Source organism: Lujinxingia litoralis, assembly GCF_003260125.1.
Taxonomy (GTDB): Bacteria; Myxococcota_A; Bradymonadia; order Bradymonadales; family Bradymonadaceae; genus Lujinxingia; species Lujinxingia litoralis.
In genome coordinates this window covers 57742-71927 of the sequence record NZ_QHKO01000013.1, presented here as the reverse complement: position 1 = coordinate 71927, position 14186 = coordinate 57742, and the positions used below count along the sequence as shown (strand labels likewise).

General features: G+C 67.9%; 14 protein-coding genes. 1 reads left to right on the top strand and 13 read right to left on the bottom strand.

From position 1 onward, the window contains the following. The 3 genes from DL240_RS18500 to DL240_RS20130 form a co-directional block, all read right to left on the bottom strand. Nucleotides 1-317 (bottom strand): helix-turn-helix domain-containing protein (locus tag DL240_RS18500; protein WP_146618416.1); only part of this gene is annotated, 317 nt, incomplete at its 3' end. Nucleotides 318-319: 2 nt separating this feature from the next. Beyond that, complete coding sequence (locus DL240_RS19820; protein WP_146618290.1) at nt 320-826, bottom strand: helix-turn-helix domain-containing protein; 507 nt, start codon at nt 824-826, stop codon at nt 320-322. Nucleotides 827-833: 7 nt separating this feature from the next. After that, the gene (locus tag DL240_RS20130; protein WP_158542770.1) at nt 834-1277 is read right to left on the bottom strand and encodes a hypothetical protein; all 444 of its coding nucleotides are present in this window, start codon (nt 1275-1277) and stop codon (nt 834-836) included. Between the two features lie 292 nt (nt 1278-1569). Here DL240_RS20130 and DL240_RS18485 point away from each other — a divergent pair, with 292 nt between their 5' ends. Next, complete coding sequence (locus tag DL240_RS18485) at nt 1570-2397, top strand: hypothetical protein (protein ID WP_111731383.1); 828 nt, start codon at nt 1570-1572, stop codon at nt 2395-2397. 608 nt (nt 2398-3005) lie between these two features. On the opposite strand, the gene DL240_RS18480 is transcribed toward DL240_RS18485, so the two are convergent. The 10 genes from DL240_RS18480 to DL240_RS18425 all read right to left on the bottom strand — a co-directional run bounded on the left by DL240_RS18480 (nt 3006) and on the right by DL240_RS18425 (nt 14138). After that, nucleotides 3006-4736, bottom strand: coding sequence for a hypothetical protein (locus DL240_RS18480; protein ID WP_111731382.1), 1731 nt, complete (start codon nt 4734-4736; stop codon nt 3006-3008). A gap of 516 nt (nt 4737-5252) precedes the next feature. Beyond that, nucleotides 5253-6557: a Dyp-type peroxidase gene (locus DL240_RS19805; RefSeq protein ID WP_146618413.1), complete on the bottom strand. Its 1305-nt coding sequence runs from the start codon at nt 6555-6557 to the stop codon at nt 5253-5255. Between the two features lie 2 nt (nt 6558-6559). Next, nucleotides 6560-7942 (bottom strand): hypothetical protein, encoded by a 1383-nt coding sequence (locus DL240_RS18460; RefSeq protein WP_111731380.1) that lies wholly within the window; start codon nt 7940-7942, stop codon nt 6560-6562. Further along, on the bottom strand, nt 7942-9144 hold the full coding sequence (locus DL240_RS18455) for a cytochrome P450 (RefSeq protein ID WP_111731379.1): 1203 nt from the start codon (nt 9142-9144) through the stop codon (nt 7942-7944). Before DL240_RS18455 ends, DL240_RS18460 begins: the two co-directional genes overlap by 1 nt. Next, entirely contained in the window at nt 9141-9890 is a 750-nt protein-coding gene (locus DL240_RS18450; protein WP_111731378.1) for a glutathione S-transferase family protein, read from the bottom strand. Before DL240_RS18450 ends, DL240_RS18455 begins: the two co-directional genes overlap by 4 nt. Next, complete coding sequence (locus DL240_RS18445; RefSeq protein ID WP_146618412.1) at nt 9887-10294, bottom strand: hypothetical protein; 408 nt, start codon at nt 10292-10294, stop codon at nt 9887-9889. Before DL240_RS18445 ends, DL240_RS18450 begins: the two co-directional genes overlap by 4 nt. A 387-nt stretch (nt 10295-10681) precedes the next feature. Next, the gene (locus DL240_RS18440; protein ID WP_111731376.1) at nt 10682-11419 is read right to left on the bottom strand and encodes a ZIP family metal transporter; all 738 of its coding nucleotides are present in this window, start codon (nt 11417-11419) and stop codon (nt 10682-10684) included. Between the two features lie 172 nt (nt 11420-11591). Next, nucleotides 11592-12038, bottom strand: coding sequence for a cupin domain-containing protein (locus DL240_RS18435; protein ID WP_158542768.1), 447 nt, complete (start codon nt 12036-12038; stop codon nt 11592-11594). A gap of 134 nt (nt 12039-12172) precedes the next feature. Beyond that, entirely contained in the window at nt 12173-12619 is a 447-nt protein-coding gene (locus tag DL240_RS18430; RefSeq protein WP_111731374.1) for a cupin domain-containing protein, read from the bottom strand. Nucleotides 12620-12665: 46 nt separating this feature from the next. Beyond that, a complete protein-coding gene (locus DL240_RS18425; RefSeq protein WP_111731373.1) occupies nt 12666-14138 on the bottom strand; it encodes a phytoene desaturase family protein in 1473 nt (490 codons plus the stop codon). Nucleotides 14139-14186 lie beyond the last annotated feature (48 nt).

Genomic DNA, 14186 nt, shown 5'->3' with positions numbered 1-14186 from the left:
CGCAGCATTTTGGCCTCGCGTAGCACCCGATAAAAGGTCGATTCGGAGGCCAGATACACACCGCGGTCCGCCAGCAGGGGCACGATTTGGTGAGGCGATTTATCGCGAAACTCCGGGCTGTTCGCGGCCTTGAGAACCTGCGCGCGCTCGACCGCACTCAACTTATTGGCCGGGGAGGTGCGCGGGCCCTGACGTCGGTCAGAGCCCCCACCCCGGGCGCGCCAGCGCTCAAGGGTGCGCTTGTTCAACCCCAGTACTTTGCAGATGGACGAGAGTCTGGCGCCGTCGCGCTGCGCCTCCTCCGCCCAGCTCAGCACCGTTAACCTTTCGTCTTCGTCGTGTCGTCGTCCTCGTCCTCCGAGAAATACGCCTTGAGCTTTCCCTGCAAAACCAGCAACGCCGCCGCCTCCGCCAGGGCCTTCTCCTTACGGGCGAGCTCTTTTTTGACCCGTTTGAGTTCTTTGTTTTCAGGCTCCGCGGCCTTTTGTTTCTGCGGCGAAAGCCCTTTTTCGGCAGCCTCCAAAACCTCCTGCCGAAGGCGCACCAAATCAGCCTCATGAAGCCCTTCCCGGCGCAGAAACGCGCCGAGCTCCTCCTCCGAGAGGCCGGCGGCTTCCATCACAATACGAATCTTCTCTTTGGGTGGTTTGCTGCGCCTTCTCCCGGACTTTCCGCTCACACTACCTCCGTTTACCGCTTCTCTGCGCCACCGGCCCAGCGTCGCTCGTGCCACACCCGTCTCTTCCATCAACTCGGCGACAGAGCTGCGCTCCGGCCCGAACATCTTCTGCACCACACGTTCTCTAAATCCCGCTGAATACGCCATGATAACCTCACGTTGCCGCCCCCAAATGGTTTGGAAAGTTCATGCGGCAACTACGCTGACACAGGGGGTACTCGTACTCGTGCTCGTGCTCGTACTCGTGCTCGTTCTCGTACTCGTGCTCGTACTCGTACTCGTGCTCGTGCTGGTGCTCGTACTCGTGCTCGTACTCGTGCTCGTACTCGTGCTCGTTCTCGTACTCGTGCTCGTACTCGTTCTCGTGCTCGTACTCGTACTCGTACTCGTTCTCGTACTCGTGCTCGTTCTCGTTCTCGTTCTCGTGCTCGTGCTCGTACTCGTACTCGTACTCGTACTCGTGCTCGTTCTCGTTCTCGTACTCGTTCTCGTTCTCGTACTCGTACTCGTACTCGTGCTCGGTGCTGGTGCTGGTGCTCGTACTCGTACTCGTGCTGGTGCTCGTACTCGTACTCGTGCTCGGTGCCACCGCTCGCACGAATCGCTCACCGCCGCGGACGCCGACGCCCCACACTTCCCCACCACCCTTGACCCTCCCCGACCCTCCTTCCTACTCTCGACGCTCACCAAACACCGCAGATCCGTCGGGTACGTCTTCGCATCACGGCGTACGAAGCCGTAGGGGGATCTCGCCAGCGATGGTGTTTGCCGCGGGGCGCATGGGCGCGCCGGGGCGAATAGTAATTCGTGGGTCGTCCTGCGCAGGCCGAGGGGTTCGGCTTGAGCGCGTGGTCGGGGCGGCACAAACCCGTTTGAGAGAGAGGTTTGTGATGAAGGGAGTCGTGTCGAGTGATGTGAGTTTTCGCCGGATGGGCGCCGGGCGCCATGTGTTTGCGATGGAGCAGGTTGGCGAGCGGGTGGCGGGCTGTCAGGGGTTGAGCGCGGTGCAGAAGGACGCGCTCGGCGCCCAGGTTGGGCGCGCGCTGAAGCTGGGGCGCGAGGCGCTGGCGGTGGAGCTGGCGTACAACCAGCAGAAGGAGGGGGGCTCCAGGGCGCGTGGCGAGGCGGTGGTGATCGATCGGGAGCTGGATGTGATGATCACCGACCTGCGCGATTTCGTGGTGATTCGCTCGCGCAGCGCGAGTTCGGAGGTGGCCCAGGCCGCGGCGCGGATTGAGCAGAAGCTCTTTCGGAGCGGGGTGGCGGATGTGATTCGGTTGAGCTTTGAGGACCAGCTGGGCGTGATGGAGGCCATGATTGCCGAGTTCGACGGGACGTTGCGGGATGACGTGGCCCGGGTGGGGTTGGAGCGTGACGTGGCGCGTTTTCGGGCGCGCGTGGCGGATTTTGCAGAGGAGCTGCGTCGCCAGAAGACCGAGCTCACGACCTGGGATCAGGTCATGGCCCGGCGCGAGGAGTTGCATGAGGCGAGTTGCCTGGTGGTGGTGATGGTGCTGTCGAGCTTTCTGGATCTGGCGGATATGGGAGCGATGGAGATGCGCGAGCATATTCTGGCGCCGCTGCGTGAGCAGCAGGCCCGGGTGCTCGACGCCCAGCGCCGTCGGCGCGCCATCGGCGATGTGAACCCGGAGACAGGGGAGGAGGACGCTGGCGCGCCCTCGCCGGAGGATGCCGATGCGCCGCCGGTTATGGCGTGAAACGCGCCGTGGCGTCTGACACGCGTTGAAGAAGGTCCCCCGCGATATGCGGGGGGCCTTTTTTGTGCGCCGGCTCGGTGGTGGCTCCACCTTTTTAGGGGGGACCCCCTCGGGGGGCAGGGGCCTTCTGGTGTCGGAGGCTTAGTAGCGCTCCGATGTCAGGAGGCTTCTGGTGTTGGTGCCTTAGTAGCGCTCCGATGCCAGAGGGTGTCTGGCATCGGAGGGGGTTGGACCCCCTGTCGGGCCAGAGGGGCTCCGGCCGGCGAGGGGGGCGGACGGCCCGGGGGGCAGGGGCGGTCTGGCTTGGGAGGGCTGTCGGAGCTCGTGCTCGTGCTCGTGCTCGTGCTCGTGCTCGTGCTCGGGCTCGGACTCGTGCTCGTGCTCGGACCTGGGGCTCGTGCTCGTGCTCGTGCTCGTGCTCGTGCTCGTGCTCGACCTCGAACTCGCGGTCGGACCTGGGGCTGACGGGGAAATCAGGACTCGCCGGTCAGGAGGGGGGCGCCGGTCGCTGACGCCCTGGAGGCGATGGGCGAAGGGGTCGGTGGGCAGGGGCCGGGCGCCCCGGTCGGGGCGCCCTTTTTTGGGGCCGCTATCCTGGACAGAACGACTTATCCGTCGATGGGGACCGCGATCTGCGCCCCGCGCTGGCCGAGGTGGGCGTCGCGGTAGGCCGGAAGGAGGTTCATGGCCTCGTCGTGGTAAGTCTCCCCACCGAGGTTGTCGCTGGCCTGGATGTAGTCGGCCTGGGGCCAGGTGCCCTTGTCGAGAATGTTTTTTTCCAGGCGCAGGGTGCCATCGGCGACGTCGTCGAGGTTGTGACCCTCAATGCTGACCTGCTCGCGCAGCGAATTGCGGTAGACCCAGACCGGGGTGTCCGCGGTCCAGCTCGTGCCGGTGGCCGGACTGGCGGTCCAGATCTTGAGCGCCCCGCTGCGATCCCAGGTGTAGTCGGTGTGCAGGCGGTTGTAGGCGAACTCGATGTTGCGGGCTCGATCCATGCCTAAGGCGCCGCTGGTGTTGGCGCTTCGCGGCCACTGGTTGCCCTCGGCAAAGGTGTTGGCGCGCAGCGAGACGAACTCGTTGAGGCCGCCCTTGATGTAGAAGATCGCCCAGGTCGCGGAGTCGGAGGTCTTGAAGTTCGCGCCCAGGGCGCGGTTCTTCTCAAAGACCGAGTAGCGCAACTGGTAGGCGCTGGTGAAGGTGCCGTTGTCGCCGGAGAGCAGGTTGTTGACCACGGCCACATGGTTGCGCTCTCCCTCGGCGGGGTTGGTGAACATGATGATCGAGGAGTTCCCCATGTCGACGTTCTGCGGGTTGCCGTGGAAACGACTAAAATGCACGTCGTGAATCAGCACCCGGTGGGTGTTGTCGTAGACCGTGAACATGTGGAAGTACCCGCCATCGTCCTGAAAGAAATCCTCGGCGTGGCGGTGCTCCAGGTTCGCGATGGTGAAGTCCGTACCGCTGACGATGAACTGGCCGACGCGGGCCTCGAGAACGGCGTCGCTGCCCGGAAAGCCCACCCAGACCGAGGGCATGCGTCCGGAGCTGATGTTGGTGCCGCCGGGCTCCGGATCCATGGGCACCAGCCCCTTGAGGTAGACGCGGTGGTCTTTGAAACCCTCGTCGGGCTCGGCGTGAATGCGCGCGATGGAGGCGAAGGGCGCATCGAGTGTGCCGGGGTTTGCATCATCGCCCTGGAGTGGGTCGACAAAGAGCCAGCCCTCGGTGCCCACCTTCAGCGAGACCGCGACGTCGAGGGTTGCGCCCTCCTGATCGGTGACCTGCAGGGTGATGTCGTAGGTGCCTTCCACAGGCTCCTCCCACCAGAGGGTGCCGTACTCCGGGGTGGAGCGATGCACGATAAAGCCATCGTCCTCACTGCGCTCCAATTCCTCGCCAATGGTCAGCCCCGTGGCGCCGCCATCGTCGGTGATGGCGTAGCGGAAAGGCCAGGCCCCGCCCTGAACCACGATCGGGATCTCCCAGTGCACGCCCGGATGGGCATTTTTGGAGAGCGCCCACGCGGCCGCCTCGGGGCGCGGGTGGGTGAGCGTCATGGGCATTTTGGCGGGCATGAAGGTGCCCTCGGGGAGCTGCCAGCTTCCCGGGGCGGGCCCGGGCCCGGTGTCGGTGTCGGCGTCGGCGTCGGCGTCCGGGCTGGCGTCGTCGGCGTCCGCTGTGTCCGGGGAGGTGCCGGTGTCGCCGGTGTCGACCGAAGTATCGGCGCCGGCGTCAGTGGGGCGGTCGGTGTCGCCCGGATCGTCGGAGCAGGCGGTGAGCGCCAGGGTGAGCGCGAGGGTGAGGAGAAGATGGCGCGTGGGGGATGGCGGGCGCATGGGTGCTCCGGGGGTTGGGTGGGGCATGGTGGAATGTCGAATGCGCGGGAAGGTAGTCGGGGGGATGCTCGGGGGTCAAGACGGCCCCGGGGTGGGGCGTGGGGGGGATTGCTATCGACGTGCTCGTTGCTCGTTGCTCGTTGCTTGTGCTCGGACTGGTGCTGGTGCTGGTGCTGGGGCTGGTGCTCGTGCTCGTGCTCGGACTCGTGCTTGTGCTCGTGCTCGTGCTCGTGCTCGTGCTCGGACTCGTGCTCGTTCTCGTTCTCGTACTCGTTCTCGTACTCGTACTCGTTCTCGTTCTCGTACTCGTACTCGTACTCGTTCTCGTACTCGTTCTCGTACTCGTACTCGTACTCGTACTCGTTCTCGTACTCGTTCTCGTTCTCGACCTCGTGCTCGTACTCGTGCTCGTGCTGGTGCTGGTGCTCGTGCTGGTGCTGGTGCTCGTGCTGGTGCTCGTGCTCGTGCTGGTGCTCGTGCTGGTGCTGGTGCTGGTGCTGGGGCTCGAAGTCGGGCTCAGGCCTCCGGGCCGCGGAGGATGTCGAGGGCCGGGCGGGTGGGCATCAGGTAGTAGCCGCCGCCGCGGGGGTGGACCCAGTCGCCGACGCCGTGGAGGCGATGGGCGAAGGTGTCGGTGGGCAGGGTCAGGGTGCGCGGGGAGGTGGCGTGGGCGAGCAGAGGGTCGATCTCGTCGAAGAGGTCGGCGTGTTTGGGGGCCATCAGCCAGTTCTGGTGGATGAATTCGAACTGCCGGCGGATGTCGGTGCAGAGTCCCATGAACATCAGGCCGCGGGGGGCCTCGGGGGGAGCGGCCGGGTCGGGTTCGGGCATGTGGTCGCGGAGCGCCGGGGGATACCAGTGGCGGGGGGCGGGCGGGCCGAAGGCGCGGCCGCGGCGGATCAGGCGATGGAGGTGAGCGATCTGCAGGGAGAGCTCTGGTGAGGTGACCAGGGTGTCGCGGGGGTTGGCGCGGCGCACGTGGGCGCCGAAGGGGCAGGCCTGGCCGCGGGGGTCGTCGGCGAAGGAGGTCCAGAAGAGGGCGTCGCGTTCAAAGGGGGGCTCGGTGGTCTGGCCGGGCTTAAGGGGCATGCCGTTGGGCCAGCGTCCGACGGCGCGGGCGGCCAGCTCGGTGGCGCGCCGGGGCTCGTCGTTGGCTGCGCGCATGAAGAAGCGCCAGAAGGCGCGCACGTCCTGCTCCAGTTCGCGGAGCACCACCAGGGTGCCGTCCTGGGCCAGGGGTGCCACCCGGGGCGTGTCGCCGGTCTGGTCTGGGCGGCCCAGAAAGAGTTCGCCGGGGGGCGTGGGGGCCAGGGTGCGTTGCTGACGAGCGGTGGGGGTGATGCCGTCGAAGAACCCGAAGGGCTCCCGGGAGGTGGCCGGCAGCGAGAGGGCCTGGCGTGTCAGGATGTGCACGCCCGCCGGCAGCGTGTCGGCCAGGTGATGCAGGGCCTGCGGGGAGGCGGCGTAGAGGAGCAAGACGCCGTGGTGATCGCGGTCCGACCACCACCGTGGCGAGGGGGCGTGAGGGCCGATGTCGCCCAGGCGCTGGGCGGAGGGCAGGCTGGTCATGCCCTCGCGGAGTTCGCGGCCCAGGGTGGCCACCGCGTCCGGGTCGGCGCCCAGGGCGTGGAGCCCCGGGGCGCTGAGCAGGAGCTGGACGGCCTGCTCGCGGCGCTCGCGGCCAAAGGCCAGGTGAGGGATCAGGGCGCCGAGCCAGGCCGGCGTGATCCCCTCGATGCGTAGCATCAGGGTGTGGGGCAGGGAGCCAAAGCCGGTGAAGGCCAGGCTCTGGCAGTGGGAGGGATCCGGGGAGGTCGGCATGGTCAAATCTGGTGGGCCCAGGCCGCGAGGGCCTCGGGGGTGAGGTGGTCGGCGAAGAGGTCGCGGCGCAGGGCGTGGTGGCGCAGGATGTCGTTGGCCGAGAGCTCCGGGTAGGCCACGAAGCGCACGCTGGCCTGGAGCTGGTAGCTGCGCACCATCGCGCGCCAGCGCTGTCGGAAGCTCACGGTGTCCCGGGGCCAGTAGAGCCAGCGGGTTTTGGGGCAGCCCTCGACCCGCGAGGAGATCGGGATCACCGCGCGGGTGTGTCCGCCCACGCCGATGAAGTGGTTGATGTAGGCGTCGAAGCTCCCCTGGTAGTCGCTCATAAAGACCATGCGTCGGCCGCCATCCAGGGTGAGCAGGCGAGCGAAGTGGATGTTCTGGGCGCCGGCCAGAGTGCCCCGGGTCCAGAGGTGGCGGGTGCCGCGCTCCGAACCAAAGAGGATCACCCGCATGAGCAGGCGGCCGTACCAGGTGGGTTTGACGGGGAACCAGATGGTCAGCTCGTTTTTAGTGCGCCCCTCTTCGAAGACCTCCAGGTGGTGGAGCTTGGCCTCGGAGGCCGGGGTGGGGATGGGGTCGGGCTCCAGGTGCTCAGCGATGCGCAGCGCGAGCATGGCCAGCGCGGTGAAGGGCAGGGCGTAGAGCGCCCACAGGGCGGTGAGCAGGGTGGCCAGCCCCCGGCGCAGGCCCGGGGTGGTCTGGCGAGCGGCCAGCCAGACGTCTTTGGCCAGGACGCCCAGGATGGGGAAGAAGAGGTAGGTGAGCAGGAGGTCGGCGCGTTTGCGCCAGGCGCCGGCCCCTGGCGGGGTCGGCGCCCGGGCACAGCTCGGGTCGTTGAGGGTCAGCACGTGATGTCGGGCGGCCTGGCGGGCCTCTTCCAGCGAGAGGGCCGCCAGGGTGCCCCGGGCGCGTTCCTGTGCGACCCACTCGCGGAGCACCTGGTGGAGGCGAGCCTCCTGGCGGATCTGGGTCAGGGAGAGGCCGGGGGAGGCTAAAAAGAGGGTGGCGTCGGGGCTGCGATGGCGCCTCAGGTCGTGGGCCAGCTCGTCCGGGGAGGCGGGGGCGCTGGCCAGGAGGTCGACCAGGTGCGGCCAGAGCAGGGTGGCCAGGCGCCGGGTATGGGTGCCGAGCTCACCGTCGGCCACGCTGTTGATGAGCAGGCGCGGGCCGTGACCGAGATCGGGGGGCACGACGACGATGCGGGCCGCGTGCAGGGTGGGATGCTCGGCCAGGGCCGCCTCAAGGGCGGCCGCGCGCGCGGCCAGCTCCAGGCGTAACGAGCGGGTGTCGTGCCCGGTGGTGGGCAGGAGCGTGGTATGGGAGTGCGGGCCTCGCCAGTCGGCGGTCCAGCGATCGTTGAGGGCGGTGATCAGGGAGCGCATCAGACCTCGATGTTGGCGATGTGGAGCTGGCGCAGATCGCCGTGGGATTCGGCCAGAGCGTCGAGCATCAGGGTGGTCACCACCACCGAGAGGTCGCGCAGCGGGCATTGATGGGGGCCGCGGGACCAGCTCAGGATGTTGGCCACCTGGTCGCCGGGGCGGTCCAGGCGCAGGCGCTCGGGCTGGGGGAAGAGGTCGGCGTTTTGGTGAATGCAGACAAAGGGGTAGGCGATCTCCATGCCGGGGCGCGCGGTGATGGTGCGGCCGCGCAGCTCAAAGGGCTCGGGGTTCTCGACCACCCGGTGCACCGAGGAGACGGTGGGGAAGAGGCGCAGCGACTCGACCACGAAGGCCTGGCGCTCGGTAGGGGAGAGGGCCGGGTAGTCGATGTCGTAGTCGCGGGCGAAGTCGACGCATTTCATCACGATGGTGCCCACGCTGAACATGCCGGCGAAGAGCATCATGTCGACGACCAGGGCGTTGATGCCGTGGCGCTTTAAGGGGAGAAAGACCTCGTGGCGCATGGCCTCGTGGGTGCCCAGCAGGCTGAGCATCCAGGGGGCGTAGTAGTAGAAGGCCGAGAGTTCGGCGAAGCGGCGCAGGTAGGCCGCGGTGATCGTTCGGGCCTGGTCCTGGGGGAGATCGACGTCGGCCAGGAGAATGGCCAGCACCCGGGTGGCCGCGCCACGCAGCGCCCAGAGGGTGAGGGGGCGCGGGCCCTGGACCCAGTCGTGGAGGGCGTGCGCCACACGGGCGCCGGTGGCGTCGAGGTCGGGATGGCGCAGCGCGTCGCTCTGAAGCATGGCGTCGAGGTGGCCGCGCAGGACCCCGCGGGCCGGCTGGCTGACGTTGATCGGGCCGGCGTTGGTCATGAAAACCGTGGGGGCAAACCCCACGATGGGCAGGCCCATAAAGAGATTGCCGCGCAGGTGCGGCTCCATCAGGGCGGCGGCCGCGCGGGAGTGGTCGGTCTCCATCAGCGTGCGACCAAAGATGAAGTTGCCGCCGAAGGCTTTGGCCGTGAGCCGCAGCGCGTGGTTCTGGACCAGCAGGCCGACCAGCAGGACGTCCATAAAGGCGGTGAACTCCAGGAGGAGCCCGCGCAAAAAGGTAAACCGGGTGGTGAAGGCCAGGGTCTTCAGGGGCACCATCGCGTAGACCAGCGGATGGGCCAGGGCGTAGAAGAGCGGTCGAAGTCTCACAAAAACCTCCCGATCGTGGCCGGGTCCACGTCCCAGCCGGCCGACTCGCCCATGCGGAGCAGCCAGTCCATCAGTGGCGAGGAGGCGCGCAGGGTGCGTCGGGTGGGGGAGTCGTTGGGGGTGGCGGCGGTGTGGATGAGGTTGGCCCAGATGGCGCAATCCACGGTGGCGGGGCGCGGGCCGCCCAAAAAGGGCTCGTCGGCCAGGAGGGCCTCGACCCGGGCGATGGTGAGGCAGGCGATGCGGTAGCCGGTGCCCGGGGCGCGCATCACGCCGCGTCGGGCGCGGCGGATCTGCTGGCGGCGCACCAGGGCGGTGGCCGGCGTCAACAGGGCTGTCGGGAGAAAGTGCGCGATCAGCGCGCGGGTGATCGGGCGCTGGTAGCGCCAGCCCTCTACGACGACGAAGCGGTCGTAGAGGCAGGCGTCGTAGACCACCTCTTCGACCTGCCTGGCGAGTTCCTGGCCGGCGAGTAGACGGGTGGGGCAGAGGTCGGCGTTGAGCGCGGCCCGGGGCTCCAGGGCCGCGATGATCTCGGAGGACTCGGCCTGCAGGTGGCCCCGGGGCCAGCGCACAAAGGGGACCATCTTGTTGGGGGAGCGGCGCGTGTCGCCCACGGCCAGCTCATAGGGGGTGCGGGTCAGGCGCAGGTAGGCTTCGACTTTGGCGCAGGGGGGGCTCTCGCTGATGGGCAGCCCCAGCGCGGGGGGAAACTGGTAGAGGAGGATGGGGTGTTCGAGGCTCATAGTAGGGCTCCCGGGAGTTGGGCGTAGAGCCAGAGGCCGGGGATGACGATGCCGGCGTACATGGCGATTTCAGCGTTTTCCTGCCAGGGCTGCCCCCCGCTCAGCGCGCCGTGGATGTGCACGGCCAGCAGGGCGGTGGCCGCCCCCAAAAGAATCTCCAGGGTGCCCAGGTAGGAGGCCGGGGCAGTGGCGGCGCGGAAGGTGGCCAGGGAGAGCACCACGGCGACGCCGCCCAGGCAGCGGCCCAGGTACACCGTGAAGCGATCCTCTGCGGGAAGGGTCCAGCCAAAGGCCCGGCCCCAGCGCAGGGGGACCAAAAGAAGGGGGAGCGCCGAGCCTAAAAAGAAGGCCACGGCGACGATCCACAAAAACCAGCTCACGCCGGGGTACATCGGATCGATCATGGGAGAGACACCCTGGGTCGGGGGCAACTCACCGGCAGGAGCAGGAAGGGGGAGTCCCGGCCCCCGGGACCGGGGTCCGGGTGGTCGGGAGCTCGCGCCCTGGTGCGTGCCCCCTCGGGTGGCGATGAGGATCGAGGCCGATCCGGGATCGCGTGTCGCCCGAAAACACATGCATCGGATCGAAGCACCGATGCGTCTGAGCTTGCGTAAGGAGCGGCCATTGTAGTGAGGGCGGCCGGGGGAGCAAGAAAGGCGCGGGGGGCGGGGGTAAAAAAGATGGGGCGTGTTTTTGGGGGGGGGCGTTCGGGATGTTTTGGGGGGCGGGGCGGAGTGGGGATTTCGGGCGTGGAGGGGAGCGTGGGGTGGGGAGAGGATTCGGCCTGCGCCTCACATCCCACTAAAGAGCGCCTGAAACGCCGTCATCGCCGCGACCGACACGGTGAGGGTGGCGGCGATGGGCATGCGCTCGCCATCCTGGAGCGCGTTGGGGATGAGTTCGGCGACGACCATCCAGATCATGGCGCCGGCGGCGATGCCCAATCCGACGGGGAGGGCGGGGCGGAAGGTCTCGACGAAGAGGTAGGCCGGGAGCGCGAGGAGGGGCTGGGGGAGGCTGGAGAAGATGCTCCAGAGGGAGGCCTTCCACCAGGGCATGCCGCGGGGGACCATGCCCACGCCGATGGCCAGGCCCTCGGGGATGTTGTGGACGGCGATGGCGATGGCGATGAGGACTCCAAAGGTCTGGCCACCGCCAAAGGCCACGCCGACGCTGATGCCCTCGGCGAAGGAATGAAGGGTCATGACGCCCAAAAAGATCAGGGCCTGGGTGGCACCTGCCCCCTGGAGGTCGGCAAATTCGATATCTCGCCCCTCAAGCCAGCGATCGCTGAGGTAGATGAAGACAAGACCGATGAGTAGCCCGCCGGTGGTGCGCCAGACCCCGGTAGCGATGCCTTCGTTCACCAGGTTGAAGCTCGCCGAGAGCATCAGGCCGGCGGCGATCGCGGTGCCGTGCGCCAGCAGGGTTTTGTTTTCTTTCTCGACCCAGATCAGCGGCAGCGGCCCGAGCCCCGTGGCGAGCGCGGTGATCGTTGCGAGTACCAGTACGAGAACCCACTCGGGCATGGTCCATCCTGGTCGGAGGTCACAGGTAGGCGGCAGGCAGAAGGCGCGCAGCTGCAGCCAGGCGCGCGACTAAAGGTAGGAGATTTTTGGGGGTCGCCTACGAAGGGAAGCGAGGATCGGAGAGCGGGAAGCGGGAAGCTGGGAGTTAAGAGGTGAAAGGAGGGGAGGTTGTTCAGCGGGCGGAGAGTTCCAAGTCGTCAAAATCAAAGCCGGGGACCGCGACGGTGGCCATGAGCGCGTAGCCCACAGGGCCCGGGACCTGGTGGGCGGACTGCCAGTAGTTGGCCGGGGCCAGGGCCTGGAAAATGAGATCGGCGGTGGGGCCCAGAGTGAGTTGATGGGTGTCGCCGCGGGGAGATTCCAGGAAGAGGATGAGCGGGTCGCCCAGCAGGTGAAACCAGAGCTCGTCTGCGGCGAGTCGGTGGCGATCGCAGCGCTGGTCGGCTCGGAGGAGGTAGTAGATGGCGGAGCCGGCCTGACGGGGAGTGCCGTCGTCGGGGAGGGTGCCGGGGGGCAGAGTGAGGGTGGCGCGCCAGGTCTCGCTGAAGTAGCCGCCTCCGGGGTGGGGCTGCAGGTCGTGGCGAGCGATGAGGTCGTCGGCCGTGGGCAGATGGGACATGGCGAGCTCCGGAGGCTGGGAGGCGATGGTGGGCGATGCCTGCATCTTAGAGAATGGTCCGGGCGGTGCGCAGGCAGTCAACTCGTAGGGAGCGCGCGTCCTGGCCAGATGTCGGGTCTCGGAGGGCCGTGGGGTCAGGGGCTGAAGTGCTCAAAGTCGCCGAAGTCAAAGCCGGGGACCGCCACCGACGCCATCAGCGCGTAGCCGGTGGGGCCTGGCAGGGGGCGAGCGGACTGCCAGTGATGGGCGGGGGCCAGGGCCTGGAAGATGAGATCGGGGGTCGGGCCCAGGGTGAGCTCGCGGAGGTCGCCCCGTGGGGACTCCAGGGAGAGGGTGAGCGGGTCGCCCAGCAGGTGGAACCAGAGTTTGTCGGAGAAGAGGCGGTGGCGAACGCAGAGCTGGTCGCTCAGGAGTAGGTAGTAGATGGCCGTGCCCGCCTGTCGGGGGACGTCTTCGTCCGGGAGTATGGCGGCGGGCAGGGTGAGGGCGGAGCGCCAGGTTTCGCTGAAGTAGCCACCGGCGGGGTGGGGCTGCAGATGATGGCGATCGATGAGGTCGTCGGCGGTGGGAGTGTGGGACATGGCAGGCTCCGGTGGTCGAAGGAAAAGGTGGCGCGATGTCAGACGATCAGAGGATGGCCCGGGCGGTGCGTAGGCCGCCCAGGGCCACCGCCAGGGTGCTCTGGCCCGGGAAGACGCTGTCGCCGACCAGGTAGAGGTCTGGGGCGACCTGCTGCGGGCCGAGGTCGCGGTAGTTCTGTAGGCCTTTGCGGCGAGGAACACCGCCGACGTAGCCGTGAGGTCGGGCGGTGAAGCGCTCGAAGGTGCGGGGGCTGGCGGTCATCTCAAAGCGGATGGCGTGGCTCAACTCGGGGGCGCGCAGCTTCAGGGTCTGGCGCATGCGCTCTTGGACGTCGTGAATGTAGGCAGCCCGCTCAGTGGGGGAGGCGTCGGCGTAGCGCGCCATGCGCACGTGGGTGGAGAGGGTGACGACGCGTTGATCGTCGGGGGCGCGGCCTGCCTCGTCGGCGTCGCTGACCGAGCAGAAGACGTGGTTGCCCTCGCGAAAGGGGGCGTCGGTCTGGTCGACGAGTTCCAGGTGAAAGGCCTCGGGTCGCGCGAGTTGGGTGCGGTCGACGCCCAGGTAGAGCATGGCGGCGCCCCAGCCGCCCTGGACGGCGGTGTGGTGGCGGTCGAGGGAGGGGCTGGCGAGCTGCGGATCGTCCAGGAGTTGGAGGAGCGCGGCGGGAAGCAGGTTGGCCACCACAAAGCGCGCGCGCAGGGTGCGGCGGCGACTCTGGAGCACCCAGTGGTCGTGTTCGCGGGTGAGGCGGCGCACCGGGTCGGCCATGTACACCTGTCCCCCGAGCTTCTGGATGGCGTCGGTCAGGGCGGTGGCAAGCTGGCCGATGCCGCCGTGAATATGGCCGGTGCCGCGAAAGAAGTAGTCGATGGCCGCCAGCGCAAAGGGGGCTTCGGCCTGGTCGGCGCTGGCCTGCACGGTGATCTGGCAGACGGCGTTGAGGTAGGTGCGCAGTGGCTGGAAGCTGGCGAGCTCAAAGCGTTTGAGCACGTCGCCGACCGATCGCCCCACGGCGTTGAGTAGCACCAGGTAGCGCGGGGATCGGCCCAGGTGGCGGGTGAGGTTGGCGGGGGTGAAGGGGGGCAGGAGCGTGGGGTCATCGAAGAGCGCCCAGAGGGCGTCGGCGACGCGTTGCTGGTAGGCGAAAAAGCGCCGGAGGGCCCCGGTGGGCGCGCCGGGGATGGCGCAGAAGGCGGCGGTCAGCGCGTGGCGATCGCTGGAGATGGCCAGCTCCATCTCGGCGGTGCGCAGGGTGACCAGCGGGTCGAGGGATTCGAAGCGCACCGGGAGGTTGTGGCGCTTGATCCAGGTATCGAAGAGCTGTCCGGGGCCAAAGCCCGAGAAGAGGGTGGCGCCGGCCTCAAAGCGGTAGCCGCGGCGATAAAAGGTGCTGGCGCAGCCGCCGGGGTAGGTCAGGCGCTCGAAGAGGGCGGTATCGAGGCCTTCTTCAGCCAGGGTGAGGGCGGTGGCCAGACCACCGAAACCGGCGCCGATCACGGCGACATCGACGGTGTGCATGGGGTACATCCGGGGGAGAAGGTGCGGGGGATTTTTGCGAAGTGCCAG

What these genes read in the sequence shown, in the direction of transcription:
- DL240_RS19820 (WP_146618290.1), bottom strand. Translation starts at nt 826, where the DNA reads ATGGCGTATTCAGCGGGATTTAGAGAACGTGTGGTGCAGAAGATGTTC.
- DL240_RS18485 (WP_111731383.1), top strand. Translation starts at nt 1,570, where the DNA reads ATGAAGGGAGTCGTGTCGAGTGATGTGAGTTTTCGCCGGATGGGCGCC.
- DL240_RS18480 (WP_111731382.1), bottom strand. Translation starts at nt 4,736, where the DNA reads ATGCGCCCGCCATCCCCCACGCGCCATCTTCTCCTCACCCTCGCGCTC.
- DL240_RS19805 (WP_146618413.1), bottom strand. Translation starts at nt 6,557, where the DNA reads ATGCCGACCTCCCCGGATCCCTCCCACTGCCAGAGCCTGGCCTTCACC.
- DL240_RS18460 (WP_111731380.1), bottom strand. Translation starts at nt 7,942, where the DNA reads ATGCGCTCCCTGATCACCGCCCTCAACGATCGCTGGACCGCCGACTGG.
- DL240_RS18450 (WP_111731378.1), bottom strand. Translation starts at nt 9,890, where the DNA reads ATGAGCCTCGAACACCCCATCCTCCTCTACCAGTTTCCCCCCGCGCTG.
- DL240_RS18445 (WP_146618412.1), bottom strand. Translation starts at nt 10,294, where the DNA reads ATGATCGATCCGATGTACCCCGGCGTGAGCTGGTTTTTGTGGATCGTC.
- DL240_RS18440 (WP_111731376.1), bottom strand. Translation starts at nt 11,419, where the DNA reads ATGCCCGAGTGGGTTCTCGTACTGGTACTCGCAACGATCACCGCGCTC.
- DL240_RS18435 (WP_158542768.1), bottom strand. Translation starts at nt 12,038, where the DNA reads ATGTCCCATCTGCCCACGGCCGACGACCTCATCGCTCGCCACGACCTG.
- DL240_RS18430 (WP_111731374.1), bottom strand. Translation starts at nt 12,619, where the DNA reads ATGTCCCACACTCCCACCGCCGACGACCTCATCGATCGCCATCATCTG.
- DL240_RS18425 (WP_111731373.1), bottom strand. Translation starts at nt 14,138, where the DNA reads ATGCACACCGTCGATGTCGCCGTGATCGGCGCCGGTTTCGGTGGTCTG.